Consider the following 26741-nt stretch of genomic DNA (forward strand, 5'->3'; position numbering starts at 1 on the left):
GTTAACGGTGTAACCAGGCCGGCAACCAGTCGCCATGAGACACGATCAGATCGTCCACCAGCGCATAAATCTCCTCAATCCCCAATACCGCAGCGGTATGCGGATCCATCATCGCCGCGTGATAAACACGATCGCGATTTTCCGTCAGAATGGCTTCCGTTAGCAGGGTCTGAACATTGATATTGGTTTGCATCATGGCCGCCAAATGTGACGGGAGAGTACCCACCTTCGTTGGCTGGATACCATTCGCATCGACCAGGCAAGCCACCTCCACGCAACAGCCTTGCGGCAGGTTATCGATCAGATGGTCATTGCGAACGTTGCCATACACCACGCTCGGTTCACCGGTCCAGATAGCGTTCATGATAGTGCTGGCATATTCACGTGACGGTTTAATCTCGATCCGCGCCGCCGTTTTGTACTCTTCCAGCTCTTTGTTCCAGTTCGCCAGTTGTTCCACACAGCGTTTTGGATACTCATCCAGTGGAACCTTATAGCGCTCAATCAGATCCTCACGCCCTGGTTTGATAAACCACGGCGTATATTCCGCGAAATGCTCCGACGACTCAGTGACGAAATAGCCCAGCTTTTTGAACATTTCATAGCGCACAATGTTCTGACAACGGGTATTACCGTGAAGATTCGGTTTCGGCGCCTGACCAGATTCATAGGCCGCCAGCAGCTCCGGATAGAGATTTACATAAGCACCGTCAGCCGTTTTACGCTCAAGTTCCAGATAAAACGCCATATGGTTGATCCCGGCGCAGCGATAGCGCAAAGAGGCCGGGTCGATATTCAAATCGCGGGCCAGCTCCTCCGCAGTCCCTTGCACCGAGTGACACAATCCAACCTGCTTAATATGCGGATAGCGCGCATACATTGCCCAGGTGTTCATCGCCATCGGGTTAACGTAGTTAAGCATAGTGGCCTGCGGGCAGACTTCGGTCATATCCTCACAAATCTGCCATAAATGCGGGATAGTGCGCAGCGCGCGCATAATGCCGCCTGGCCCCAACGTATCGGCAATCGTCTGCTCCAGACCATGACGTTTACACACCGCAAAATCGGTAACGGTACAAGGTTCATAGCCACCAATCTGGAAAGCGACCACCACAAAATCAGCATCCTGCAATGCCGCTTTTTGATCGGTATAGCAGGTGATACGCCCGGACGCGCCCGCTGAGTCCATCAACTTACGCACCACAATGTGTGACTCTTCCAGCCGAGTAGGATTGACGTCCATCAAGGCGATATGCGCAGATTTCAGCGCATCGCGATGAAAGACGTCCCCGAGGATATTTTTGACGAAAATCGTGGAACCGGCGCCGATAAAGGTAATTTTGGGTGCAGACATCATGACTCTCCAGAACATTAGTGAACACAGTCATGGTGGCACAGCGCATAGATGAAAACTTCCGACTTCCCTGGCGAGCATTCCCATAAACTCAGATCGCCTCTTTGTCCCATACTGGATCTGAGTTTATGGGACAAAATTGCACAAAAAGCAGAGTATGCGGCCCCAAAATCTCACTATGCTCAATGATATCGGTCCGATTTGTGTCCTGATTCTCAGCCTTAATGCGCAGCAAATGACATGATTCTGATAATTCAGGAAATGGAGCAACCATGAGTACATTACCGACATCGCCTCTTCCCCCCGATCCGCACATGTGCAGCAGCGATGAAGAGCAAACCCGCAGCCCATTGTCGTTGTACTCAGAATATCAACGGATGGATATTGAGCTGCGCTCACCGCATGCTATGCCTGCCAGCCACTGGCATGGGCAGGTGGAGATTAATGTGCCGTTTGATGGCGACGTTGAGTACCTCATCAACAACGAAGTGGTGCAGATAAAACAGGGACACATTACGCTTTTCTGGGCCTGTACGCCGCATCAGCTCACGCGTCCGGGCCGTTGCCAAAGCATGGCTATCTTCAATTTACCGATGCACCTTTTCCTTTCCTGGCCGCTGGATCGCGAACTGATCAACCACGTTACCCATGGCATGGTCATCAAATCGCTGGCATCGCAGCAGCTAAGTACCTTTGAAGTTCAGCGCTGGCAACAGGAGCTGAGCAACCCGAACGAGCAAATTCGCCAGCTCGCCATTGATGAAATTGGTCTGATGCTCAAGCGGTTTAGCCTTTCCGGCTGGCAGCCAATCCTGGTCAATAAAACTTCGCGGACGCACAAAAACAGCGTTTCGCGGCACGCCCAGTTTTACGTAAGCCAGATGCTGAGTTTTATTGCCGATAACTACGATCAGGTGCTCACTATCAACGACGTCGCGGAACACGTGAAGCTCAACGCCAACTACGCGATGGGGATTTTCCAGCGCGTGATGCAACTCACCATGAAGCAGTACATTACCGCAATGCGGATCAATCACGTCCGTGCATTGCTTAGCGATACCGATAAAACCATTCTTGACGTCGCGTTGACCGCCGGATTCCGATCCAGCAGCCGTTTTTATGACACCTTCAGCAAGTTTGTCGGCATGTCGCCGCAGCAGTACCGCAAACTGAGCCAGCAGCGCCGGCAAACAATGGCTGGCTGAGCAGCCAGAAACCACCGGCGTTACTCCAGCCTACGATCCCTATCGTTCGCCGATATCAGTATCAGCCAAAAAAATATTCCCCCTGTCGATAAACAGCGGTGAAAAATCGCCAATAAGCAAACATAAGCATTTGTTTAAAAACAAATTAAACACAAATCAGACTATTTATCACCCGCTTTACAGCCCATTTTGTCAGGATAATACTTGCCTGCGTCACATTCATACGGTGTGTCTGCAATCCATAAATTGCAACCTTTCCACAACCGGGTAAAAGATGATGAAAGTATTAATTGTTGAAAGTGAGTTTCTGCATCAGGACACCTGGGTCGGTAGCGCTGTCGAACGTCTGGCTGACGCATTAAGCCGCCAAAATGTTACCGTCATTAAGTCCACCTCATTCGACGATGGTTACGCAATCCTCGCCGCTAATGAAGCCATTGATTGCCTGATGTTCAGCTATCAAATGGAACAACAAGACGAGCACCTGAACGTCAGGCAATTGATCGGCAAGCTCCACGAGCGCCAGCAAAACGTTCCCGTTTTCCTGCTGGGCGATCGCGAAAAAGCCACCGCATCGCTGGATCGCGACCTGCTGGAGCTTGTCGATGAATTCGCCTGGATTATGGAAGATACCGCAGACTTTATCGCCGGACGAGCCGTTGCGGCGATGACCCGTTACCGCCAGCAGCTTCTGCCGCCACTGTTCAGCGCGCTGATGAAGTACGGCGACATCCATGAATACTCCTGGGCGGCGCCTGGTCACCAGGGCGGTGTCGGATTTACCAAAACGCCGGCGGGTCGTTTTTACCATGATTACTACGGTGAAAACTTATTCCGTAGCGACATGGGTATTGAACGCGCATCGCTCGGCTCACTGCTGGATCATACCGGCGCATTTGGCGAGAGCGAAAAATATGCCGCCCGCGTGTTTGGCGCTGACCGCTCCTGGTCCGTAGTGGTCGGGACTTCCGGCTCTAACCGCACCATCATGCAGGCTTGTATGACCGACAACGACGTCGTGGTGCTGGATCGTAACTGCCACAAATCTATCGAGCAGGGGTTGATCCTCACCGGCGCAAAACCGGTGTACATGGTGCCAAGTCGCAACCGGTACGGCATTATCGGCCCTATCTACCCGCAAGAAATGCAACCTGAAACATTGCAGAAAAAAATCAGCGAAAGCCCGCTGACCAAGGGCAAGGCCGGGCAAAAACCGTCTTACAGCGTTGTGACCAACTGTACTTATGACGGTGTTTGCTACAACGCCAAAGAGGCCCAGGACCTGCTCGCGCAAACCAGCGATCGCATCCACTTCGATGAGGCCTGGTACGGCTATGCCCGCTTTAACCCAATTTATGCCGATCACTACGCTATGCGTGGCGCGCCGGGCGATCATAACGGTCCTACCGTTTTTGCGACCCACTCGACCCACAAACTGCTGAACGCGCTCTCTCAGGCGTCTTACATTCACGTCCGTGAAGGTCGTGGGGCCGTGAACTTCTCCCGCTTTAACCAGGCGTACATGATGCACGCCACCACCTCCCCGCTGTATGCCATCTGCGCATCAAACGACGTGGCGGTCTCCATGATGGACGGCAACAGCGGTCTGTCGCTCACCCAGGAAGTGATCGACGAAGCGGTCGATTTCCGTCAGGCCATGGCGCGTTTGTACAAAGAATTTTCCGCCGAAGGCGACTGGTTCTTCAAACCGTGGAACAAAGAAGTGGTGACTGACCCGCAAACCGGCAAAACCTATGACTTTGCCGATGCGCCAACTCAACTCCTGACCACTGACCAGAACTGCTGGGTGATGCGTCCGGGTGAATCCTGGCACGGGTTTAAAGACCTGCCGGATAACTGGAGCATGCTGGACCCAATCAAAGTCAGTATTCTGGCGCCGGGGATGGGCGATGATGGCGAACTGGAAGAGAGCGGCGTACCGGCAGCGCTGGTCACCGCCTGGCTTGGCCGCCACGGTATCGTGCCGACCCGTACCACCGATTTCCAGATTATGTTCCTGTTCTCAATGGGGATTACCCGTGGGAAATGGGGCACGCTGATCAACACCCTGTGCTCATTCAAACACCATTACGATGCCAATACACCGCTGGCGCAGGTGATGCCAGAACTGGTTGAGGAACATCCTGACACTTACGCCAACATGGGCATTCACGATCTGGGCGACACCATGTTTGCCTGGCTGAAAGAGAATAACCCTGGCAGCCGACTCAACGCGGCCTACTCTGGCCTGCCCGTTGCTGAAATCACCCCGCGTGAAGCCTATAACGCAATAGTCAGCGATAACGTTGAGATGGTGGCCATTGAAAATCTGCCGGGTCGTATAGCTGCGAATTCCGTGATTCCTTACCCACCGGGAATTCCAATGCTGCTGTCCGGGGAAAACTTTGGCGACGCCAATAGCCCGCAGATTAGTTATCTACGTTCGTTGCAGTCCTGGGACCACCACTTCCCTGGATTTGAACATGAAACCGAAGGAACGGAAATTATTGACGGTGTATATCACGTCATGTGCGTGAAAGCATAATGTCACTTTATAGATAGTCCGATTTTTAAGGTAGACATGTCATGCTTGAGTAATTCCTGAGTATTGCTGCAAAACAATAACATTGTCATACCTTTTTGCGCGGGACCACCCCGCGCTTTTTTTATACGCAAATATCACGTTTCCACTTGCGTAAAAAAAAGTGTACATAAGAAAAATCCCACCAAACATTGTAATTAATTCCAGACACGTTATTTTAATGCGGTCCTGGATTCATCATACAATTTCAATTTAGCCGATATGGTTCATCTGATGGTGAGCTACGGTGTTTTATGTTCATATTCCTGGAGTTTGGGTATGAGGGTTTGCAGCAGAGCAGCTTGTGTTGTTGTATTAACGGAGAAGGATGTTTGGTTAAGGATTAACGGTAAAGAAGCCATCAGCTTAAAAGCTAATCATATGGCGCTGGTAGCATGCGATAATAATATTATCGATTTCTCATCACTTAATAACGCACTGGTCGTACATATCAGCCGTGATATCATTAAAGACTATCTACGTTTTTTAAATAAAGACCTTTCACAGATCCCACTCTGGCAACGCAGTGCCAACCCAGTGATGACCGCCGTCTGTCTGACGCCGGATGTCTTCCGGGTGGCTGCCCAATATAGCGTAATGGACACAATGGACGAAGGTGAAAGTGTGCGCACGCGCTCGCTACTGTTCACGGTGTTATCACGCTTTCTCGGCAGCAAAAAGTTTATTTCTCTGCTCATGCATATACTACGCAGTCGTATCAGCGACAGCGTTTATCACATTATTGAGAGCGATATACATAAAGACTGGAATTTAAGCATGGTTGCCAGTTGCTTATGCCTGAGCCCCAGTTTGTTAAAGAAAAAGCTCAAAAGTGAAAATACAAGTTACAGCCAAATAATTACCACGTGTCGCATGCGTTATGCCGTCAATCAATTATTGATGGATGGCAAAAACATTTCCCAGGTCTCTCAACTGTGCGGATATAACAGTACCTCGTACTTTATTTCCGTATTCAAAGAGTTCTATGGGATGACGCCTCTGCATTATGTCAGTCAACATAGGGAGCCATCCGCTGCCTGATTTTTAATCAGTTAGCGATAAGCCATAATAATATCAGCATTAGCGATACCCCCAGTCCGCCATCATAAAATAGTCTTCTGAAGAGGTATGATAAGACGTCATTTATCCTTATCAGGAGTTACTAAATATGTCGACGGATGCTGATGCTCACAAAGTGGGCTTAATCCCCGTCACCCTTATGGTGTCGGGGAATATTATGGGTTCCGGTGTATTCCTGCTACCCGCAAACCTTGCGTCAACTGGCGGGATTGCAATCTACGGATGGTTGGTCACTATTATCGGTGCTTTGGCGCTGTCGATGGTGTACGCGAAAATGTCGTCCTTAGACTCCAGTCCCGGTGGTTCTTACGCTTATGCCCGCCGCTGTTTCGGTCCTTTTTTGGGCTACCAGACCAACGTCCTGTACTGGCTGGCTTGCTGGATTGGTAACATCGCCATGGTGGTTATTGGCGTCGGTTACCTGAGCTACTTCTTCCCCATCTTAAAAGATCCGCTGGTCCTGACGTTGACCTGCGTCGTGGTACTGTGGATCTTCGTATTGCTGAACATTGTCGGACCAAAAATGATCACCCGTGTACAGGCCGTCGCAACGGTACTGGCGCTGGTGCCAATTGTCGGTATTGCCGTCTTCGGCTGGTTCTGGTTCCGGGGTGAAACCTATATGGCGGCATGGAACGTCAGCGGTATGAACACCTTCGGTGCGATTCAAAGCACTCTGAACGTAACCTTGTGGTCATTTATCGGCGTGGAAAGCGCCTCCGTCGCGGCAGGTGTGGTTAAAAATCCCAAACGTAACGTGCCTATCGCCACCATGGGCGGCGTGCTGATTGCCGCCGTTTGCTATGTGCTCTCCACCACGGCGATTATGGGTATGATCCCTAACGCGGCGCTGCGTGTTTCAGCCTCCCCGTTCGGTGATGCCGCACGCATGGCGCTGGGTGACACCGCTGGGGCGATTGTCTCCTTCTGTGCCGCGGCCGGGTGCCTTGGTTCCTTGGGCGGCTGGACGCTGCTGGCCGGGCAAACCGCCAAAGCGGCAGCCGATGACGGCCTGTTCCCACCGATTTTTGCCCGCGTTAACAAAGCCGGTACGCCGGTAGCCGGGTTAATTATCGTCGGCGTTCTGATGACCATCTTCCAGTTCAGCAGCATGTCGCCAAACGCTGCGAAAGAGTTTGGTCTGGTCTCTTCGGTCTCCGTTATCTTCACGCTGGTGCCGTATCTGTACACCTGCGCCGCGCTGCTGCTGCTCGGCCATGGTCACTTTGGTAAAGCGCGTCCGATGTACTTACTGGTGACCTTTATCGCTTTTGTTTACTGCATTTGGGCCGTTGTCGGTTCCGGTGCCAAAGAGGTGATGTGGTCATTCGTCACACTGATGATCATCACCGCGCTGTATGCACTAAACTACAATCGGATCCATAAAAACCCATATCCACTGGATGCTCCGGTAAACAATAACTAACACAAACAGTCGTCGTTGCCCGATGGTGTAAGGCCATCGGGCCAACGCCGCCCCCGCGATTCCTGAAATCAACATTAAGAACTTAAGGTTGGCTTAATTTTACTTTGAGAGGATTTGTAGCACTTAGTCGATGGAACCCCCTTAATGTTAAAGCACCTGTTTAAAAGACCCACTCTCGGGCTAATCAGCTGGCTTCTCCTGATCTCATTTTATCTTGCGACTTTCCTGAACATTGCGTTCTATAAACAAGTGCTGCAAGAACTGCCCCTGGATTCCGTGCGTAACGTGCTGGTGTTTTTGTCGATGCCGGTCGTCGCTTTCAGCGTCATGAACATTGTGCTGACGCTGGCCTCATTCCTGTGGCTTAATCGCCTGGTGGCCTGCGTTTTCATTCTGGTTGGCGCATCGGCCCAATATTTCATCATGACCTACGGCATCATCATTGACCGCTCGATGATCGCCAATATGATGGACACCACACCCGCCGAAACCTTTGCTTTACTGACGCCGCAAATGCTCATCACGCTCGGAGTAAGCGGCATTCTCGCCGCGCTCATTGCCTGCTGGGTAAGAATCAAACCGATCTCCCCGGCCATGCGCAGCGTACTGTTCCGTGGCGCGAATATTCTGATCTCCGCGCTGCTGATCGTGCTGGTCGCCGCGTTCTTCTACAAAGATTACGCCTCACTGTTTCGCAACAATAAAGAACTGGTGAAATCCCTCAGCCCATCCAACAGCATTGTGGCGACCTCTTCCTGGTATTCACACCAGAGGCTGGCCCACCTGCCGCTGGTACGCATTGGCGAAGACGCCCATCGCAATCCGTTGATGGTGAAAGAAAAGCGTAAGAACCTGACGATTGTGGTTCTCGGCGAGACCTCACGCGGCGATAACTTCTCGCTGTCAGGCTATTCGCGCCAGACCAACCCGTTGCTGGAAAAAGATGATGTGGTCTATTTCCCCCGCACCACATCCTGCGGAACGGCAACGGCAGTATCTGTCCCCTGCATGTTCTCGGGTATGCCACGCGCGCACTACGATGAAGAACTGGCGCAGCATCAGGAAGGCGTGCTCGACATTATTCAGCGGGCGGGAATTAACGTTCTGTGGAACGATAACGACGGCGGCTGCAAAGGGGCATGCGACCGGGTACCGCACCAGAATATGACTAAGCTGAACCTGCCAGGGCAGTGTATTGACGGGGAATGCTACGATGACGTGCTGTTCCACGGGCTGGAAGAGTACATTAATAACCTGCAAGGCGACGGCGTGATTGTGCTGCACACCATCGGCAGCCACGGTCCGACCTATTACAACCGCTATCCTGCGCAGTTCAAGAAATTTACGCCAACCTGTGACACCAACGAAATCCAGACTTGTTCACAGCAACAGTTGGTCAATACCTATGACAACACCATTCTTTACGTCGACTATATTGTTGATAAAGCAATCAATATACTGAAAGAGCATCAGGATAATTTCACCACCAGCCTGGTCTACCTTTCCGATCACGGTGAATCCTTAGGGGAAAATGGCATCTATTTACACGGCCTGCCGTATTCGATTGCGCCAGATACGCAAAAACATGTGCCGATGCTGCTGTGGCTCTCAGAAGATTATCAGCAACGCTATCAAGTCTCTCAGACATGTTTGCAAAAACGGGCAGGCTCAGAGGACTTCTCACAGGATAATTTCTTCTCAACCCTGCTGGGATTAACAGGCGTGCAAACACAGAAATATCAGGCGGCAGATGATATTCTGCAACCCTGCCGGGGAGGCTAAACGAATGAAAATTCTGATTGTTGAAGACGATACGTTGTTATTACAGGGACTGATACTCGCCGCGCAAACAGAAGGCTATGCCTGCGACGGCGTATCAACGGCCCGTGCCGCGGAGCAGTGTCTGGAGACCGGCCATTACAGTCTGGTGGTTCTGGACCTGGGCTTACCGGATGAAGACGGCCTGCACTTCCTGAACCGCATCAGACAGAAAAAATACACCGTGCCAGTGCTTATCCTCACCGCCCGCGATACGGTGAAAGACCGGGTCAGCGGGCTGGACGTTGGCGCCGATGACTATCTGGTCAAACCGTTCGCACTGGAAGAACTGCATGCCCGCATCCGGGCGCTGCTGCGTCGTCATAACAATCAGGGTGAAAGTGAACTCATTGTCAGTAACCTGACGCTGAATATCGGTCGTCGCCAGGTGTGGATGGATGGACAAGAAGTTATCTTAACGCCGAAAGAATACGCACTCCTGTCGCGCCTGATGCTTAAGGCGGGCAGCCCGGTACACCGGGAGATCCTGTATAACGACATCTACAGCTGGGATAACGAACCGTCGACCAATACGCTGGAAGTGCACATTCACAACCTGCGGGACAAAGTGGGTAAAGCACGTATCCGCACAGTCAGGGGATTTGGCTATATGCTGGTTGCCACTGAGGAAAGCTAAGTGAAGCTACTGCAATATCTAAAAAAACCGCTCCCGCTGCGTCATCGCCTGATGCTGACCATCGGTCTTATTCTGCTGGTCTTCCAGTTGATTAGCACCTTCTGGTTGTGGCACGAAAGCACCGAACAAATACAGCTATTTGAGCAGGCGTTACGCGAAAATCGTAACAACGATCGCCACATCCTGCATGAAATCCGCGAGGCCATCGCCAGCCTGATCGTCCCCGGTATCTTTATGGTCAGCCTGACGCTGCTGATTTGCTACCAGGCAGTACGACGTATTACTCGCCCGCTGGCGGATCTGCAAAAAGAGTTAGAAACGCGGGCAGCCGATAACCTTGCTCCGATTGAAGTTCACAGTTCAACCGTTGAGATCCAGGCGGTCGTCTCAGCGCTCAACGAGCTGGTGACGCGGCTGACGAGCACCATTGAAAACGAACGCTTATTTACCGCCGATGTCGCCCACGAACTGCGCACCCCACTGTCAGGCGTTCGCCTGCATCTGGAATTACTGTCCAAAACCCATAAGGTCGACGTTTCACCGTTAATTGCCCGCCTTGACCAAATGATGGACAGCGTGTCGCAACTGCTGCAACTCGCCCGCGTTGGACAGTCGTTCTCGGCCGGGAGCTACCAGCATGTCAAACTGCTGGAGGACGTGATTTTGCCCTCCTACGATGAACTCAGCACCATGCTGGACCAGCGTCAGCAGACGCTGCTCCTACCGCAAAGCACGGCGGACGTTGTCGTACGTGGCGATGCGACGCTATTACGAATGCTGCTGCGAAATCTGGTGGAGAACGCGCATCGTTACAGCCCGGAAGGCACCCATATTACGATTAGCCTGAATACAGAGCATGATGCCGTTATCGCCGTCGAAGATGAAGGCCCTGGCATTGATGAGAGTAAATGCGGGGAGCTGAGTAAAGCGTTTGTGCGTATGGACAGCCGTTTTGGCGGGATTGGGCTGGGGCTGAGCATTGTCAGTCGTATCACCCAATTACATCACGGGCATTTCTATTTGCAAAATCGTCAGGGAACCACCGGCACTCGCGCTTGGGTGGAATTAGAGAAAGGTCAGTAAGAACTCACCCAAACGTACAAAAAGCTGCTAACGATCAGCACGCTGCACACGGTGGTCAAACTTTCATAAATGCGGTTTTTCATGACACTCTCCTCCGATACTCTGGAGGAGAGTTTGCCTGACACAGATTAAGCCAACCTTAAGTGGATATGATAAATCACATGATTACTCATCAATCCGCGGATGCTGCTGCACCAGGCGCGTACGCTTAAGCTGCAGCTCAGCAATTTCCTGATCGATATCTTCGATTTTATGCTCAATATTATCGTAGTGCTCGCCGAGGAGCTCTTTCGCTTCATGAATATCCGAAGCGGCAGGCGTAGCCCCCTTCAGCGGCTGATTAGCCGTCTCTTTCATGGTCACGCCGGTAATTAAACCTATCACCGCAATCACCATCAGATAATAAGCAGGCATCATCAGATTCTGCGAGCTTTCCACCAGCCATGCGGCCAACGTCGGTGTCAGACCGGCGACCAATACCGAGATATTAAACGCTGCGGCCAGGGCACTGTAGCGAATATGCGTCGGGAACATCGCTGGTAACGTTGACGCCATCACCCCGGTAAAGCAGTTGAGGATCACCGCCAGCATCAGCAACCCGGCGAAAATCAGGCCGATGACGTTACTGTTAATCAGAATAAATGCCGGAATAGCCAGCACAAACAGCGCAATACTACCCATAATCACAAACGGACGGCGCCCGAAGCGGTCGCTGAGCAGACCCATCACCGGCTGCACAAACAGCATACCAATCATGATGGCGATAATAATCAGCACGCCGTGGTCTTCAGAGTAATGCAGGTTATGCGACAGGTAGCTCGGCATATAGGTGAGCAGCATGTAGTAGGTGACGTTGGTGGCAATCACCAGACCAATACATGCCAGCAGGCTGCGCCAGTGCCTGGTCGCAATCTCTTTAAACGACACCTTCGGACCGTCCTGCAGTCCCTGACGATCGCCCTGCTCCAGTTTATCCACGTGCTGCTGGAACGCCGGAGTCTCTTCCAGTGCATGACGCAGGTACAGGCCAATAAGCCCTAACGGTAGCGCCAGGAAGAACGGAATACGCCAGCCCCACTCAAGGAAGTTTTCTTCGCCGACGATAGTTGAGATCAGGACTACCACGCCCGCACCCAGCACAAACCCGGCAATCGAGCCGAAGTCCAGCCAGCTGCCCATAAATCCGCGCTTACGGTCTGGCGAGTACTCTGCGACAAAAATCGACGCCCCGGTATACTCTCCGCCGACCGAGAACCCCTGCGCCATTTTACACAGCAACAGCAGAATCGGCGCCCAGATACCAATCGAGGCATACGAGGGAATGAGACCGATACAGAAGGTACTTATCGACATAATCACAATGGTGATAGCGAGGATCTTCTGACGACCGTATTTATCGCCAAGCATACCGAAGAACAATCCGCCAAGCGGTCGAATCAGAAAGGGAACAGAGAAGGTGGCAAGAGCAGCAACCATCTGTACGCTGGGGTCAGCCCCCGGGAAGAACACTTTACCTAATGCGTAAGCAACAAACCCATAAACACCAAAATCAAACCACTCCATCGCATTACCTAACGACGCCGCGGTAATGGCTTTTCGCAGTTTACCGTCATCAATGATGGTAACGTCGCGCAGCGTAATTGGTTTTATTTTTTTCCTTTTTAGCATACTCGTCCTCATAGACTTAGCCCTGTCACGCTACAGATCGAGTCCCTCAACGCCCCTGCGTCAAGGTCATCACCGAGCGGGGAATGCACAGACGCATTCCCTGTAACAAGCGTAGCAGGTTTACTTACACTGACGAGAAACGAGCAGTACAACCGAACCTGTTGACGCCTGATTGGGCGGTTAATGACCTCTTTACCCTAACAGTGTTTAAATTTGTGATCAACTTCACATATAGATTTCCATTTCGTCAACATGCGTAAATCAGGTCATTCTTAGTCAACTTTTTTACATGTAATGCTTGCGATTTTCTGGCAATTAAATACAAGAATAAATCGCTTTGTTGCACCAACAATCACAACAGTCACTATTATTCTGCTAGGCAAAAAACCACCTAATCTCTTCACAAAAAGATCACAGCTTTTTTAATTATCAGAGCACTCAGGAACTTTTGCTCGGAATATGTGATGAAGATAACTAAAACATCGTTTTATTTTGATTGAATCAATGTTCCCATGAATGCAAACTAATTCCAGACGCAATATCCCTGGGAGCAGCAACACGCTCAACGTATGCCGCGTTAGATTTTATAAAACAAAGAGATAGCTGTTTTCCTTGTTAAGAAACACCAGTAAACACTTGAATTTATTAATTTTTATTTCCTTGCGCGTGTATTACCTGCGACAAGAGATGAGGACGCTTATGAAAATTAAAGCCACGATTGAACGCATCCCTGGCGGAATGATGTTGATTCCTCTGTTATTAGGCGCAGTGTTAAATACGTTAGCTCCGGATACCGGAGCGTATTTCGGTTCGTTTACCAAAGGAATGATCAGCGGAACGGTGCCGATTCTGGCAGTGTGGTTTTTTTGTATCGGTGCATCTATTGATTTACGGGCAACCGGCACGGTATTACGCAAATCCGGCACACTGGTATTAACTAAAATAGCCGTGGCATGGGTAGTGGCAATGATTGCTGCTTCATTTATTCCTGATACCGGTATTCAAACCGGGTTCTTTGCCGGTCTTTCGGTACTGGCAATTGTTTCAGCGATGGACATGACCAACGGCGGTTTGTACGCCAGCCTGATGAACCAGTACGGAACCAAAGAAGAGTCTGGCGCATTTGTGTTGATGTCTCTGGAATCCGGTCCGTTAATGACCATGGTGATCCTCGGCTCCGCGGGTCTGGCTTCCTTCGAACCACACCATTTTGTCGGCGCGGTATTACCGTTCCTGATTGGTTTTGCGTTGGGTAACCTGGATCACGATCTGCGTTCCTTCTTCAGCAAAGCCACGCCGGTGCTGATCCCGTTCTTCGGCTTCGCGCTGGGCAACACGATTAACCTGAGCGTCATCGTTGATACGGGTCTGCTGGGCATCCTGCTGGGCGTCGCGGTTATCGTCATCACCGGTATTCCGCTGATTATTGCTGACCGCGTTATTGGTGGCGGGAACGGTACGGCAGGCGTAGCAGCCTCTTCTGCAGCAGGCGCTGCAGTGGCAAACCCGGTGATTATCGCCCAGATTAACCCGGCATTTGAACCGGTTGCCGCATCCGCTACGGCGCTGGTTGCCGCCAGCGTGATAGTCACCGCGATTCTGGTGCCGATTATCACCGCGCTGTATGCCAAACGTTTTAATAAAAACCCGGTCGTCAATGAGACGGCGGCTACCCCGGCAGACTCACTGCACCACTAAACCTGCCTTTATCCCACTCACCGTTCCTGCTCAATTGATGAGCGGGGACGGTGCAAAAATCTCCTCAACCATCGCATCAACCAGCCGCTTCGCCGAACACAATCTCGGCATGCCCAACGCCACATTTTGCCAACGCTGCGTCACCGACCAACTCACCGGATGACGCTGCGCATCGCACCAGTCCCCGAGCCAGCTCAACATATCGTTGTGCTCAGCCGAGCCGCCAACAACCGGCGTGCTGAGCCAATGATGATAGTAATGACGCGTGGCGGGGGCCGCATTCACGCTGTCTGCCAGCGCCTGAGCAGCCATCGTTCGCAGGTTGTCTTTTAGCATTGACACCACATCGGCATTTGCTAACCGGCAGGCGTCACCAAAGGCTCCCCAGCGCAGCTCCTCTAACGCCACAAAACAGCGTCCAGGTAACGACCAGCCGTCATACGCGCCAGCCCGCCAGCGGGTAAAAATTTGCTCGCTATGTTCGCCCGCTTGCACCGTCAGGCCGCGTTGCGTCACCGCCTTCTCTTTATAAGCGCCGCGCTGGGTAAACCAGTCAGCGAGTGAATTTATCTGCTGCAGAAGACCAGGCGTGGAGAGTCCACGCGGGTGTTCGGTTTGTTGTAAAAACATCAACCCTTCGGCGATCCGTACCAGCGCCAGATGGCCCGGATCGATCATGCCCGCCAGTTTTTCCACCAGTTTTAGACGCATCACCAGATGCTCGCTGGACACGCCTGCCAACACCCATGCTCGCAGTTGCGTCTGGGATAGCACCTCCTGCGTCAGACGCGCACGCAGCCGCTGCTGCTGTTGCAGAAAACCGCCGGAACGTTTGGTTTCATCTCCCTGAACCAGATCGACCATAAACTTCGGGTAGACACACTCCAGCGTCCGCCCGGGGCCTTCCAGTAACACGTTAGTCATGTGTGCTCGGTTGCAAAAAGGGTATTGATATCGTCGCGCAGCAAGCGGGAATCTTCATAAAGCCATGCCGCAGTCGTAATGCGATGCTGCAGTTGTTCGTTCAAGGAATTCACCGCAGATTCATTTTGCTGGCGCAGGGTCAGACTCTCACGCAGGCTCGCCTGTAATTGCGTCAAACACAGTGAAAAATCAGCAAAAAACGTGGCCATGCCTGCCGTAACGGAAATATCGACCTGCGCAGCTAAAGCTTTACGAATTTGTTGGCAAAACTGGGTGACATAGTGCACAAGGTTCTTATGCAGTGCACCCATATCAATGAGATAACGCGTTTTTGTTTCGACGTACTCATTCCATCCCCAGTTGGGCTGATTCAACCAGCGAGAGAAGGTATCACGCACCACACCGCCAGTTGACGGCGCATTTTCCGCCGGAATATCCTGCTCAATGGCCTCGTTAAACAACTGGCGGGTGTTGAAGTTAAACATCGCCGCATGAAACGCCGGAAAACGGATCCGCGCACGAAAACCAGCGTGGTTCAGCTCCTCTTTCACCCGCTGCTCAATGGGGCGCATGGCGTCATTTAGCGCCCGGGACAGCGTCGACTCAAGCTGTTCAAAGCGCAGAGCTAAATCCCGACTGATGCTTTTCTGCGCTGCCAGCAAGACAACTTCACAGGACGAGCGCATTTTATCCAGCACGATTTTCGCCTGACCTTCATCGTGCAACACCAGCATTTCTCCGGCCATTTCTGCCGAGGAAACGCCAGCCCCCTGGCCATGTTGTGACATCATCAGGACGTTTTCTTTGATAAAGAACGTGTTGATGCCGCACAGAATCTCAGTCTGTTGCTCATTGAGATAGGCCGCGGCAGCCTCCAGCGCCAGCTCGACCTCATGACTGACTTCATCACTCACCCGCCCCTGACTCACTTCTAACTGCTGCATATCCTCTTCAATATGCGTGATGTTCAGCCGCAGTTTTTCATAGGCAACCGTTAACCCATGGGCGCGAAACTCCAGATATTCGTGCGCGCTTTGCGCATAGTTCAATAACTTATGCGACGCTGAGCGTAGCGCATACAGCGAAGCATTGGCATAAGCGGCATGAATCACTTTCTGGATCGGCTGCTCAAACAGCGAATCCTCCCACAACAGATCGGCTGCATGGCGAATGTGCTCCGTATCCTCAAGATCGTTGGTGCACCAGCGTCGGCCAAGCGCCGCTTCGGCAAAATCCTGTACCCAACGTTGCACCTGGTGATCCGGCAGCCGCCCGCGAGCCATCAGCTCATGACGCGCCCTGTTCGCCAGATACCCCCACATCGAAGAAACCGGATAGATTCGCTCCGGGGCAATCCCGCCTTGCATCAGCGTGCCGGAAATTAACGCCCGCACCTGCTCTTCATCGTCACTGTTGCGGTCTTTCTGATCGAATTTGTTCACCAGCGCATACAGCGGCACTGACTTGCCGACCGCCATGACAGCGTGGCGCACTTCTTCATCGGAAATCGATTTCAGTTGGGTGTAATCCATCACCACCAGTACCGCAGAAGCCCGCGCCAGCTGTTCATTCAGCATCTTTTGTAGATGAGGTTGCCCGGCCTCATTCGGCCCCGGCGTATCCAGCAGGGTTAATTGCCCCGGATAGCTCGCCTGACCGGCCAAATGGACAAATTCGACCTCGATAACCGGAATATGCTCAATCGCGGCATAGGCGGCAAAAGGAAAATCCACTTCCAGTGCTTTTGACAAACGCACCAGGTCATTCAGACTTTTAAGGCAATGGAAAATAGGCTGTGCGCCAAGATAATACCGCTCAAATGCCACGCCGTTTTCAATATGCTGCAGCAGGACATTCATATCCTTATCAATTTCCAGGGTCTGCGTAAGACGCTGGCGATCGCACTCGCGCACGCGCTGCTGTAAAACCTTCATTAAGGCATCGATAGGCGTGACATGTGAAAAATGCAACACCGGCTCTTTCTGCCCCGGCGTATGGCGAATTAACGTTGGTAGCGCCGTCATGGGACGATTACGATTAGGTAAAACTTCGGTCCCCACAATCGCGTTAATCGTCGTCGATTTTCCCGCTTTCATGGTACCGACAATCGCCAGCACCATTTCCAGACGCGTAATCTTACGCAGTTCATTATTGAGCGTTGCCTGCTGGACATCCATGCCACGCGCGCTGAAATGCAGGGGCTGAACCACCTGTCTGCTATGCTCTCCTTGTTTTAGCGCGACATCATCCAACGACGTCATAGGCAATTTTTGCAATTGCCTGAGATGTTCAAGCGAGAGCATCAGCAAGCGTTCCGCTTCCTGACTTAATTCATATATTGTCTGTGTGTGCATGGAAAATTCTTCCTTAACGCAAATGGCATTACTTTTATTTAGCCCAATCGTTTTATTTATAGATTTTTTGGCTTTTATAATTACGTGTAGAAATAATTAAAATCAAAACAACCAACTGATATTATTAAAATAAATTTGGCGTATAACCGCTGGCCGGATGCCTCTCACTTATGTAATAAGTAAGAAAGATAAACAGCGTAGTTCAGTTTTAAAAAATACCCGCGTAATCCCCCTACTAAAATTAAGGGGGTCAATGATATTCAATCACAATGGCTTAGGCATCCGTAAGCAACGTTACCTATGAATATCAGATATTTCGCCTCACCTTATCTTAAATACCTAAGCGTAGCAATTTCCCTTAAAAAATATTCCGCCATACTTTCATTGAGGTAAAAGCAAAGGGTCTTTACAGCAGATCATTTTGCATAATCACGCAGTAGTCCCGACAAAAGCAGGGATTTTATGTATAATTGCGGCCTTTTTCGGCAATCTGCCATTTTTGGGCGCATTTGCCCCTGCTGACTTTTGAGGAAATCCACATGTCATTACCACACTGCCCACAATGCAACTCCGAATACACTTACGAAGATAACGGCATGTTCATCTGCCCGGAATGCGCTCACGAATGGAACGATGCTGAACCGGCTCAGGACAGCGACGAACTGATCGTTAAAGATGCCAACGGCAACCTGCTGGCTGACGGCGACAGCGTTACCGTAGTGAAAGACCTGAAGGTAAAAGGTAGCTCTTCCATGTTGAAGATCGGGACCAAAGTGAAGAACATCCGTCTGGTTGAAGGCGACCACAACATCGATTGCAAAATCGATGGCTTTGGCCCTATGAAGCTGAAATCTGAGTTTGTGAAAAAGAACTGATGCAAATTGCCTGATGGCGCTACGTCAATCAGGCCGACGCCAGCTCATCTGCCAGGCGGGAAGCTCATACTTCCCGCCTGGCTTATTTTTGCAGACGATAACTACACTTAACTGGTTTCTTTTACCTGAGGTAAAGATTATGCCGTTAAGTCCCTATATCTCCTTCGCAGGCAACTGCGCTGATGCTATCGCCTACTACCAAAAAACATTAGGCGCTGAGCTACTCTACAAAATCAACTTCGGTGAAATGCCCAAACCGGCGCAGAACAGCGAAGAGGGTTGCCCTTCAGGCATGAAATTCCCCGATACCGCCATTGCCCACGCCAACCTGCGCGTTGCGGGCAGCGACATCATGATGAGCGATAGCGCCCCCGACGGAAATGCCCACTACTCTGGCTTTACGCTGGTACTCGACACGCAAAACGTCGACGAAGGCAAACGCTGGTTTGATAACCTGGCAGCAAACGGAAAAATCGAAATGGACTGGCAGGAAACCTTCTGGGCTCATGGTTTCGGTAAAGTGAGCGATCGGTATGGCGTACCGTGGATGATCAACGTAGTCAAACAGCAGCAACCTACAGAGTAATCCAACGGGAGGCCAGCCCTCCCGTACTGTCATCAAAAATCGCTCAACTCTTCATCACCAAGTAACCATCCCTTAACGAAAACGTCACATTGATCCGCCACGATGGGGCCACTTTTTAAGGGAGGCCGCATCATGCAAACGATTATTCGCGTCGAAAAACTCTCCAAGTCCTTCAATCAACATCAGGCGCTCAATGCGGTTGATCTGAACATCTGTTCCGGTGAGATGGTGGCTCTGCTTGGGCCATCTGGCTCTGGCAAATCCACCCTTTTACGTCATTTAAGCGGTTTGATCGTCGGTGATAAATCCCCGGGTAGCCACGTCGAACTGCTGGGTCGCACCGTTCAACATGAAGGCCGCCTGGCGCGCGATATCCGCAAAAGCCGCACCCACACCGGCTACATCTTCCAGCAGTTCAATCTGGTTAACCGCCTGACGGTACTGGAAAACGTCCTGATTGGCGCACTCGGCAGCACGCCGTTTTGGCGCACCTGTTTTAGCTGGTTTAGCCAGGAACAGAAACAGCGTGCATTACAGGCGCTGACCCGCGTTGGCATGGCGCACTTTGCATACCAGCGCGTTTCCACGCTTTCGGGCGGGCAACAGCAGCGCGTGGCGATTGCCCGCGCGCTGATGCAGCAAGCCAAAGTGATCCTTGCCGACGAGCCGATAGCCTCGCTGGACCCGGAATCCGCACGCATCGTGATGGACACCCTACGCGACATTAACCAGACCGACGGCATCACCGTGGTCGTCACGCTGCATCAGGTGGATTACGCCCTGCGCTACTGCGAACGCATTGTCGCGCTTCGTCAGGGCAACGTCTTCTTTGATGGCAGCAGCCAGCATTTTGATAACGATCGTTTTGACCATCTCTACCGCAGCATGAACCGCGTCGAACAGAACGCGCAGGCTGCATAGTTCTAAAAAACCAGGCGTTATTGGCGCAGCCAGGCTGGCAAGTGAAATAGCCTGGAACAAAGACTAATTAAGGAAACAACATGAGCTATAAGACCGTTGCCGCGCTGGCCTTTACCAGCATGTTCAGCATCAGCACCTTGTTCAGCCCGGCGCAGGCCGAAGAGCAAGAAAAAGCGCTGAACTTTGGCATTATTTCGACCGAATCACAGCAAAACCTGAAGCCACAGTGGGAACCGTTCCTGAAGGACATGGAAAAATCGTTGGGCGTGAAAGTGAACGCCTTCTTCGCCCCGGACTACGCCGGGATCATTCAGGGAATGCGTTTTAACAAAGTTGATATCGCCTGGTACGGCAACCTCTCGGCAATGGAAGCAGTGGATCGCGCTAACGGACAAGTGTTTGCCCAAACCGTCGCTGCCGACGGCTCCCCGGGATACTGGAGCGTGTTGATCGTTAACAAAGACAGTCCGATCAACAACCTGAACGATCTGATCGCCAAGCGTAAGGATCTGACATTCGGCAACGGCGATCCCAACTCAACGTCAGGCTTCCTCGTCCCCGGTTACTACGTCTTCGCCAAAAACAACATCTCCGCCAGCGACTTCAAACGCACCGTTAACGCCGGACACGAAACCAACGCGCTGGCCGTCGCCAACAAACAGGTCGATGTCGCCACCAACAACACCGAAAACCTCGACAAGCTGAAAACCTCCGCGCCGGAAAAACTGAAAGAGCTGAAGGTTATCTGGAAGTCACCGCTGATCCCGGGCGATCCGATCGTCTGGCGCAAAAACCTCTCCGAAACCACCAAGGACAAGGTGTACGACTTCTTTATGAATTACGGCAAAACGCCGGAACAGAAAACCGTACTGGAACGCCTGGGATGGGCACCGTTCCGTGCCTCCAGCGACCTGCAACTGGTACCGATTCGCCAACTGGCGCTGTTTAAAGAGATGCAGGGCGTGAAGGGCAACAAAGGGTTGAACGAGGAAGAGAAAACCAGCAAAACCTCGGCGCTGAAAGCGCAGCTCGACGACCTTGACCGTTTGACCGCCGCCCTGGGCGCCATGACCAGCGTGACTAAAGCGGTGCAGTAAACCTGATGCCCGGTGGCGTTTCGCTTACCGGGCAGACGATGTTCTGTAGGCCGGATAAGGCGCAAGCGCTGCCATCCGGCGATAAACCTACGCACGGAGCTAAACATGCAAACCATCACCGTCGCCCCGCCCAAACGTAGCTGGTTCTCACTGCTGAGCTGGGCCATTCTTCTCGCCGTGCTGGTGGTCTCGTGGAAAGGTGCCGAAATGGCTCCGCTCACGCTGATCCAGGATTCCGGCAATATGGCGACCTTCGCTGCCGACTTCTTTCCGCCAGACTTCAGTCAGTGGCAGGACTATCTCGGTGAAATGGCCGTCACCCTGCAAATTGCCGTCTGGGGTACCGCCCTCGCCGTTGTGCTGTCGATTCCCTTTGGCCTGATGTGCGCCGATAACCTCGTACCGTGGTGGATTTACCAGCCGATGCGTCGCCTGATGGACGCCTGCCGCGCCATCAATGAAATGGTCTTCGCCATGCTGTTCGTGGTCGCCGTGGGTTTAGGTCCGTTCGCCGGGGTAATGGCGCTGTTTATCCACACCACCGGGGTGCTCTCCAAGCTGCTTTCCGAAGCGGTAGAAGCCATTGAGCCGGGTCCGGTAGAAGGCATTCGCGCCACCGGGGCCAACAAAATTGAAGAGATTCTGTACGGCGTTCTGCCACAGGTCATGCCGCTGCTTATCTCCTACTCGCTGTATCGCTTTGAATCCAACGTTCGCTCGGCCACGGTGGTCGGAATGGTGGGGGCGGGCGGTATTGGCGTGACTTTATGGGAGGCGATTCGCGGCTTTCAGTTCCAGCAAACCTGCGCCCTGATGGTGTTAATCATCGTCACCGTCAGCCTGCTGGATTTCCTTTCCCAGCGTTTGCGTAAGCACTTTATCTGATTAGCGAGGCATTGATTGCTATGCACTTGTCTACACATCCGACCAGTTATCCAACGCGTTATCAGGAAATTGCCGCGAGACTTGAGCAGGAGCTTCGTCATCATTATCGCTGCGGTGACTATCTGCCCGCCGAGCATCAGCTTGCCGCGCGCTACGAGGTAAACCGCCACACCCTGCGCCGCGCTATTGACCAGTTGGTTGAGCGTGGTTGGGTCCAGCGTCGCCAGGGCGTCGGCGTACTGGTGCTGATGCGCCCATTCGATTACCCGCTTAATGCCCAGGCGCGCTTTAGCCAGAACCTGCTGGACCAGGGCAGCCACCCCACCAGCGAAAAACTGCTGGCGGTGCTGCGCCCGGCCTCCAGCCACATTGCCGATGCGCTCAGCATTAACGAGGGCGATAACGTGATTCATCTGCGCACCCTGCGCCGGGTAAACGGTATCGCATTGTGCCAGATCGACCACTATTTTTCCGACCTCACGCTATGGCCGCTGCTGCAGGGCTTTAACAACGGCTCACTGCACGACTACCTGCGCGAACAGTCCGGTCTGACGCTCCTGCGCACACAAACGCGCATCAGCGCCCGCCGCGCACAGGCTAAAGAGAGCAAAGTGCTGGAAATCCCCAATATGGCGCCGCTGCTGTGCGTGCGCACCCTGAACCACCGTGAAGGCGAAGAACACGCGGCGGAATACTCCGTCAGCCTGACCCGCGCCGACATGATTGAATTCACTATGGAGCACTGAATGCATTTCGATACCGCTACCCGCCAGCGCTGGATGCGCGCGCTGGCTTACAGCAATGCCGATGCCCTGAACGCCCGCATCCACGCGCTCAAACTGACGCCAGACTATGAACTTATCCGCGCACCGGAAAGCGGACTGATGCAGCTCCAGGCTCGCATGGGCGGCACCGGCAACCGCTTCTTTGCCGGTGATACCACGCTTACCCGCGCAGTGGTACGCCTGAAGAGCGGCACGCTGGGCTACAGCTACCTGCTGGGACGCAACAAACAACACGCCGAGCAGTGCGCGGTCATTGACGCGCTGCTGCAGGAACAAACGCATTTCCAGAGCCTAATGGAAACCTTAATTGCCCCGCTGGAAGCGGAACGCGATGCGCTGATTAGCGCACGCCGTGCCGAAGTCAACGCCAGCCGGGTCGACTTCTTCACGCTGGTACGCGGAGATAACGCATGACCTTACAAACCGCTTTTAATTTACCTGTTCAGGATGCTCAGCAGAGCTTTCGTCGCCTGCTGAAGGCCATGAGTGAGCCGGGCGTGATCGTCGCCCTGCATCAACTGAAACACGGCTGGCAGCCACTGGGCCTGGCAACCACCAGCGTGCTACTGACCCTGGTCGATGGCGACACGCCGGTCTGGCTTGCGCCGTCGATGGATAACGATATCGCCCGGCAGAATCTGCGTTTTCACACCAACGCGCCGCTGGTGGATCAGCCGCAGTTGGCGGCCTTTGCCGTCGCCGACGAACGCATCAGCAGCGAACAGCTTAACGCCCTCTCCGCCGGTTCCGCCGTCGCGCCAGAAACCAGCGCCACGCTGATTGTGCAGGTCTCTGGCTTAAGCGGTGGACGCATGCTGCGTCTGACCGGCGCCGGTATCGCTGAAGAGCGCATGATCGCGCCACAGCTACCGGAATGCCTGATTCACGAACTCACCGAACGCCCGCATCCGTTCCCGCTGGGGGTCGACCTGATCCTCACCTGCGGCGAACGCCTGCTGGCTATTCCGCGAACTACCCATGTGGAGGTGTGCTGATGTACGTCGCCGTCAAAGGGGGCGAAAAGGCGATAGCCAACGCCCACGCCCTGCAGGAAAACCGACGCCGGGGCGATGAGACCATTGCTGAACTGAGCGTGGCGCAAATCGAACAACAGATGAACCTGGCCGTCGACCGGGTGATGACCGAAGGCGGCATCGCCGACCGCGAACTGGCCGCGCTGGCGCTGAAGCAGGCCAGCGGCGATAACGTCGAAGCCATCTTTTTGCTTCGCGCCTACCGCACTACGCTGGCAAAGGTGGCGGTCAGCGAACCGGTTAACAGTGCAGAAATGCGCCTTGAGCGCCGAATCTCTGCGGTCTACAAGGATATTCCCGGCGGGCAGTTGTTAGGTCCCACTTATGACTACACCCATCGCCTGCTGGATTTTACCCTGCTGGCCAATGGCGAAACGCCCCCCCTGCGCAGCGCAGACGACGCGCAGGACGCCTCTCCGCACGTCTTTTCCCTGCTGGCCAACCAGGGACTGGCAAAGCGTGAAGAGGATGATGGTGCCACGCCCGACGACATTACCCGCACGCCACCGGTTTACCCCTGTTCACGAGCCTCACGTCTGCAACAGCTGATGCGCGGCGATGAGGGATATCTGCTGGCGCTGGCCTACTCCACCCAACGCGGCTACGGGCGCAATCACCCGTTTGCCGCCGAAATCCGCAGCGGCTATGTGGCACTGGAAACCGTACCGGAAGAGCTGGGATTTGCGGTGAACGTCGGTGAACTGCTGATGACCGAGTGTGAAATGGTCAACGGTTTTGTCGCGCCAGAAAACGAATCCCCCCATTTTACCCGCGGCTACGGGCTGGTGTTCGGCATGAGCGAACGTAAAGCGATGGCGATGGCGCTGGTGGACCGCGCCCTACAGGCAGCCGAATACGATGAATCGGTCACGGGACCGGCGCAGGACGAAGAGTTCGTGCTGGCGCATGCGGATAACGTCGAGGCGGCGGGTTTTGTTTCGCACCTCAAACTTCCCCATTACGTCGATTTCCAGGCCGAGCTGGAACTGCTCAAACGCCTGCAACAGGAGGCCACCCGTGACCACTAACCTCTCCGGCTACAACTTTGCGTATCTTGATGAGCAGACCAAACGCATGATCCGCCGCGCGATTCTGAAAGCGGTGGCGATCCCCGGTTACCAGGTGCCGTTTGGCGGACGTGAAATGCCGATGCCCTACGGCTGGGGAACCGGCGGTATTCAGCTCACCGCCAGCGTGATTGGCGAGCCGGACGTGCTGAAGGTAATTGACCAGGGCGCGGATGACACCACTAACGCCGTGTCGATTCGCAACTTCTTTAAACGCGTGACCGGGGTGAACACCACCGAGCGCACGGAAGACGCGACGCTGATCCAGACCCGCCACCGCATCCCGGAAACGCCGCTGGTGGAAGACCAGATCATTATCTTCCAGGTCCCGATCCCCGAGCCGTTACGCTTTATCGAGCCGCGCGAAACGGAAACCCGCACCATGCACGCGCTGGAAGAGTACGGCATCATGCAGGTGAAACTGTATGAAGATATCGCCCGCTTCGGCCATATCGCCACCACTTACGCCTATCCGGTGAAGGTTAACGACCGCTACGTCATGGACCCGTCGCCAATTCCAAAATTCGACAATCCGAAGATGGACATGATGCCGGCCCTGCAACTGTTTGGCGCAGGCCGCGAAAAACGCATCTATGCCGTTCCACCTTATACCCACGTGGAAAGCCTCGATTTCGACGATCACCCGTTTACCGTGCAGAGCTGGGATGAGCCTTGCGCCATCTGTGGCTCAACCCACAGCTATCTCGATGAAGTGGTGCTCGATGACACCGGCAAACGCATGTTTGTCTGCTCCGACACCGACTACTGCCGCCAACAGAATGAGGCCCTCAGCAAATGACGCAACCGCTGCTTTCAGTCAACAACCTGACCCATCTCTACGCGCCGGGCAAGGGCTTCAGCGATGTCTCTTTTGACCTGTGGCCTGGCGAAGTGCTGGGTATCGTCGGCGAGTCCGGTTCCGGCAAAACCACGCTGCTGAAATCGATCTCTTCACGGCTGACGCCGCAGAGCGGTGAGATTTTGTATCAGAACCGTTCGCTGTACGGCATGAACGAGGCCGACCGTCGCCGTCTGCTGCGCACCGAATGGGGCGTGGTGCATCAGCATCCGCTGGATGGCCTGCGCCGTCAGGTCTCCGCTGGCGGCAATATCGGCGAACGCCTGATGGCCACCGGGGCGCGCCACTACGGCGACATTCGTGCCACCGCGCAGCGTTGGCTGGAGGAAGTGGAGATCCCGGCCTCGCGTATCGACGACCTGCCAACCACCTTTTCCGGCGGCATGCAGCAGCGACTGCAGATCGCCCGCAACCTCGTCACCCATCCCAAACTGGTGTTTATGGACGAGCCCACCGGCGGTCTGGACGTTTCCGTACAGGCCAAACTGCTGGACCTGCTGCGCGGCCTGGTGGTGGAACTGGATCTGGCAGTGGTTATTGTCACCCACGATCTGGGCGTAGCGCGCCTGCTGGCCGACCGTTTGCTGGTGATGAAGCAGGGTCAGGTGGTGGAAAGTGGGTTAACCGACCGCGTACTCGACGATCCGCATCATCCGTATACCCAGTTGCTGGTGTCATCTGTTTTGCAAAACTGATTTTGTCTTGCCGGGTGGCGCTTCGCGACCCGGCCTACGGATCGGCATCGGTTGTAGGCCTGATAAGCGAAACGCCATCAGGCAATCGAACGCAAAAATGCTTAAAGAG

24 protein-coding genes are annotated in these 26741 nt (G+C 53.4%); 19 read left to right on the forward strand and 5 right to left on the reverse strand.

All coding sequences use genetic code 11. The annotated features are described in order from the left end of the window. Position 1: 1 nt before the first annotated feature. The gene (melA, locus tag HVZ52_RS20845; protein ID WP_181598651.1) at positions 2-1357 is read right to left on the reverse strand and encodes an alpha-galactosidase; all 1356 of its coding nucleotides are present in this window, start codon (positions 1355-1357) and stop codon (positions 2-4) included. Between the two features lie 269 nt (positions 1358-1626). On the opposite strand from melA, the gene melR reads away from it, so the two are divergent. From melR to pmrB, 7 genes are all read left to right on the forward strand, one after another. Beyond that, complete coding sequence (gene melR, locus HVZ52_RS20850) at positions 1627-2559, forward strand: transcriptional regulator MelR (protein WP_047499581.1); 933 nt, start codon at positions 1627-1629, stop codon at positions 2557-2559. Positions 2560-2836: 277 nt separating this feature from the next. Beyond that, entirely contained in the window at positions 2837-5104 is a 2268-nt protein-coding gene (gene adiA / locus HVZ52_RS20855) for an arginine decarboxylase (RefSeq protein WP_016155412.1), read from the forward strand. 315 nt (positions 5105-5419) lie between these two features. Beyond that, positions 5420-6181, forward strand: a complete 762-nt coding sequence (locus HVZ52_RS20860) for an AraC family transcriptional regulator (RefSeq protein ID WP_016155411.1) — start codon at positions 5420-5422, stop codon at positions 6179-6181. Between the two features lie 127 nt (positions 6182-6308). Further along, on the forward strand, positions 6309-7646 hold the full coding sequence (adiC, locus tag HVZ52_RS20865; RefSeq protein WP_016155410.1) for an arginine/agmatine antiporter: 1338 nt from the start codon (positions 6309-6311) through the stop codon (positions 7644-7646). Positions 7647-7790: 144 nt separating this feature from the next. Then, positions 7791-9428, forward strand: a complete 1638-nt coding sequence (eptA, locus tag HVZ52_RS20870) for a phosphoethanolamine transferase EptA (protein ID WP_047357714.1) — start codon at positions 7791-7793, stop codon at positions 9426-9428. Positions 9429-9432: 4 nt separating this feature from the next. Next, a complete protein-coding gene (gene pmrA / locus HVZ52_RS20875) occupies positions 9433-10101 on the forward strand; it encodes a two-component system response regulator PmrA (protein WP_047499584.1) in 669 nt (222 codons plus the stop codon). Beyond that, on the forward strand, positions 10102-11184 hold the full coding sequence (pmrB, locus tag HVZ52_RS20880; RefSeq protein WP_016155484.1) for a two-component system sensor histidine kinase PmrB: 1083 nt from the start codon (positions 10102-10104) through the stop codon (positions 11182-11184). Here the strand turns inward: pmrB and pmrR are convergent. Continuing rightward, on the reverse strand, positions 11178-11267 hold the full coding sequence (gene pmrR / locus HVZ52_RS20885) for an LpxT activity modulator PmrR (RefSeq protein ID WP_016155406.1): 90 nt from the start codon (positions 11265-11267) through the stop codon (positions 11178-11180). The two genes, pmrB and pmrR, sit on opposite strands and share 7 nt — an antisense overlap. A gap of 82 nt (positions 11268-11349) precedes the next feature. Then, on the reverse strand, positions 11350-12852 hold the full coding sequence (gene proP, locus HVZ52_RS20890; protein WP_016155405.1) for a glycine betaine/L-proline transporter ProP: 1503 nt from the start codon (positions 12850-12852) through the stop codon (positions 11350-11352). 699 nt (positions 12853-13551) lie between these two features. Between proP and kdgT the strand changes: the two genes are divergently transcribed. Further along, positions 13552-14550: a 2-keto-3-deoxygluconate transporter gene (kdgT, locus tag HVZ52_RS20895; RefSeq protein ID WP_016155482.1), complete on the forward strand. Its 999-nt coding sequence runs from the start codon at positions 13552-13554 to the stop codon at positions 14548-14550. 30 nt (positions 14551-14580) lie between these two features. Here the strand turns inward: kdgT and HVZ52_RS20900 are convergent, their stop codons facing one another. Then, entirely contained in the window at positions 14581-15474 is an 894-nt protein-coding gene (locus HVZ52_RS20900) for a diguanylate cyclase regulator RdcB family protein (RefSeq protein WP_103284309.1), read from the reverse strand. Next, positions 15471-17828 (reverse strand): clamp-binding protein CrfC, encoded by a 2358-nt coding sequence (gene crfC / locus HVZ52_RS20905; RefSeq protein WP_181598652.1) that lies wholly within the window; start codon positions 17826-17828, stop codon positions 15471-15473. Before crfC ends, HVZ52_RS20900 begins: the two co-directional genes overlap by 4 nt. A gap of 539 nt (positions 17829-18367) precedes the next feature. Between crfC and HVZ52_RS20910 the strand changes: the two genes are divergently transcribed. From HVZ52_RS20910 to phnK, 11 genes are all read left to right on the forward strand, one after another. Further along, positions 18368-18703, forward strand: coding sequence for a zinc ribbon domain-containing protein YjdM (locus HVZ52_RS20910; protein ID WP_003031835.1), 336 nt, complete (start codon positions 18368-18370; stop codon positions 18701-18703). A 139-nt stretch (positions 18704-18842) separates the two neighbouring features. Continuing rightward, the gene (gene yjdN / locus HVZ52_RS20915; RefSeq protein ID WP_016155401.1) at positions 18843-19289 is read left to right on the forward strand and encodes a VOC family metalloprotein YjdN; all 447 of its coding nucleotides are present in this window, start codon (positions 18843-18845) and stop codon (positions 19287-19289) included. 132 nt (positions 19290-19421) lie between these two features. Continuing rightward, positions 19422-20210: a phosphonate ABC transporter ATP-binding protein gene (gene phnC, locus HVZ52_RS20920; protein WP_181598653.1), complete on the forward strand. Its 789-nt coding sequence runs from the start codon at positions 19422-19424 to the stop codon at positions 20208-20210. 80 nt (positions 20211-20290) lie between these two features. Further along, the gene (phnD, locus tag HVZ52_RS20925; RefSeq protein WP_016155399.1) at positions 20291-21307 is read left to right on the forward strand and encodes a phosphonate ABC transporter substrate-binding protein; all 1017 of its coding nucleotides are present in this window, start codon (positions 20291-20293) and stop codon (positions 21305-21307) included. Positions 21308-21412: 105 nt separating this feature from the next. Then, entirely contained in the window at positions 21413-22192 is a 780-nt protein-coding gene (gene phnE, locus HVZ52_RS20930) for a phosphonate ABC transporter, permease protein PhnE (RefSeq protein WP_016155398.1), read from the forward strand. Between the two features lie 20 nt (positions 22193-22212). Next, positions 22213-22938 carry a phosphonate metabolism transcriptional regulator PhnF gene (gene phnF / locus HVZ52_RS20935; RefSeq protein WP_016155477.1) on the forward strand — a complete coding sequence of 242 codons (726 nt, stop codon included), beginning with the start codon at positions 22213-22215 and terminating at the stop codon, positions 22936-22938. Beyond that, positions 22939-23391: a phosphonate C-P lyase system protein PhnG gene (phnG, locus tag HVZ52_RS20940; protein ID WP_019077841.1), complete on the forward strand. Its 453-nt coding sequence runs from the start codon at positions 22939-22941 to the stop codon at positions 23389-23391. Then, entirely contained in the window at positions 23388-23972 is a 585-nt protein-coding gene (gene phnH / locus HVZ52_RS20945) for a phosphonate C-P lyase system protein PhnH (RefSeq protein WP_003031824.1), read from the forward strand. Before phnG ends, phnH begins: the two co-directional genes overlap by 4 nt. Continuing rightward, positions 23972-25039 carry a carbon-phosphorus lyase complex subunit PhnI gene (locus tag HVZ52_RS20950; protein ID WP_065554800.1) on the forward strand — a complete coding sequence of 356 codons (1068 nt, stop codon included), beginning with the start codon at positions 23972-23974 and terminating at the stop codon, positions 25037-25039. The genes phnH and HVZ52_RS20950 overlap by 1 nt, the downstream gene beginning before the upstream one ends. A gap of 46 nt (positions 25040-25085) precedes the next feature. Next, positions 25086-25877, forward strand: a complete 792-nt coding sequence (gene phnJ, locus HVZ52_RS20955) for an alpha-D-ribose 1-methylphosphonate 5-phosphate C-P-lyase PhnJ (RefSeq protein WP_249417963.1) — start codon at positions 25086-25088, stop codon at positions 25875-25877. Further along, the gene (phnK, locus tag HVZ52_RS20960; RefSeq protein WP_003844769.1) at positions 25874-26632 is read left to right on the forward strand and encodes a phosphonate C-P lyase system protein PhnK; all 759 of its coding nucleotides are present in this window, start codon (positions 25874-25876) and stop codon (positions 26630-26632) included. Before phnJ ends, phnK begins: the two co-directional genes overlap by 4 nt. The last annotated feature ends 109 nt before the right edge of the window (positions 26633-26741 follow it).

It is taken from the genome of Citrobacter sp. RHB36-C18 (assembly GCF_013814485.1).
GTDB classification, from domain to species: domain Bacteria; phylum Pseudomonadota; class Gammaproteobacteria; order Enterobacterales; family Enterobacteriaceae; genus Citrobacter; species Citrobacter braakii.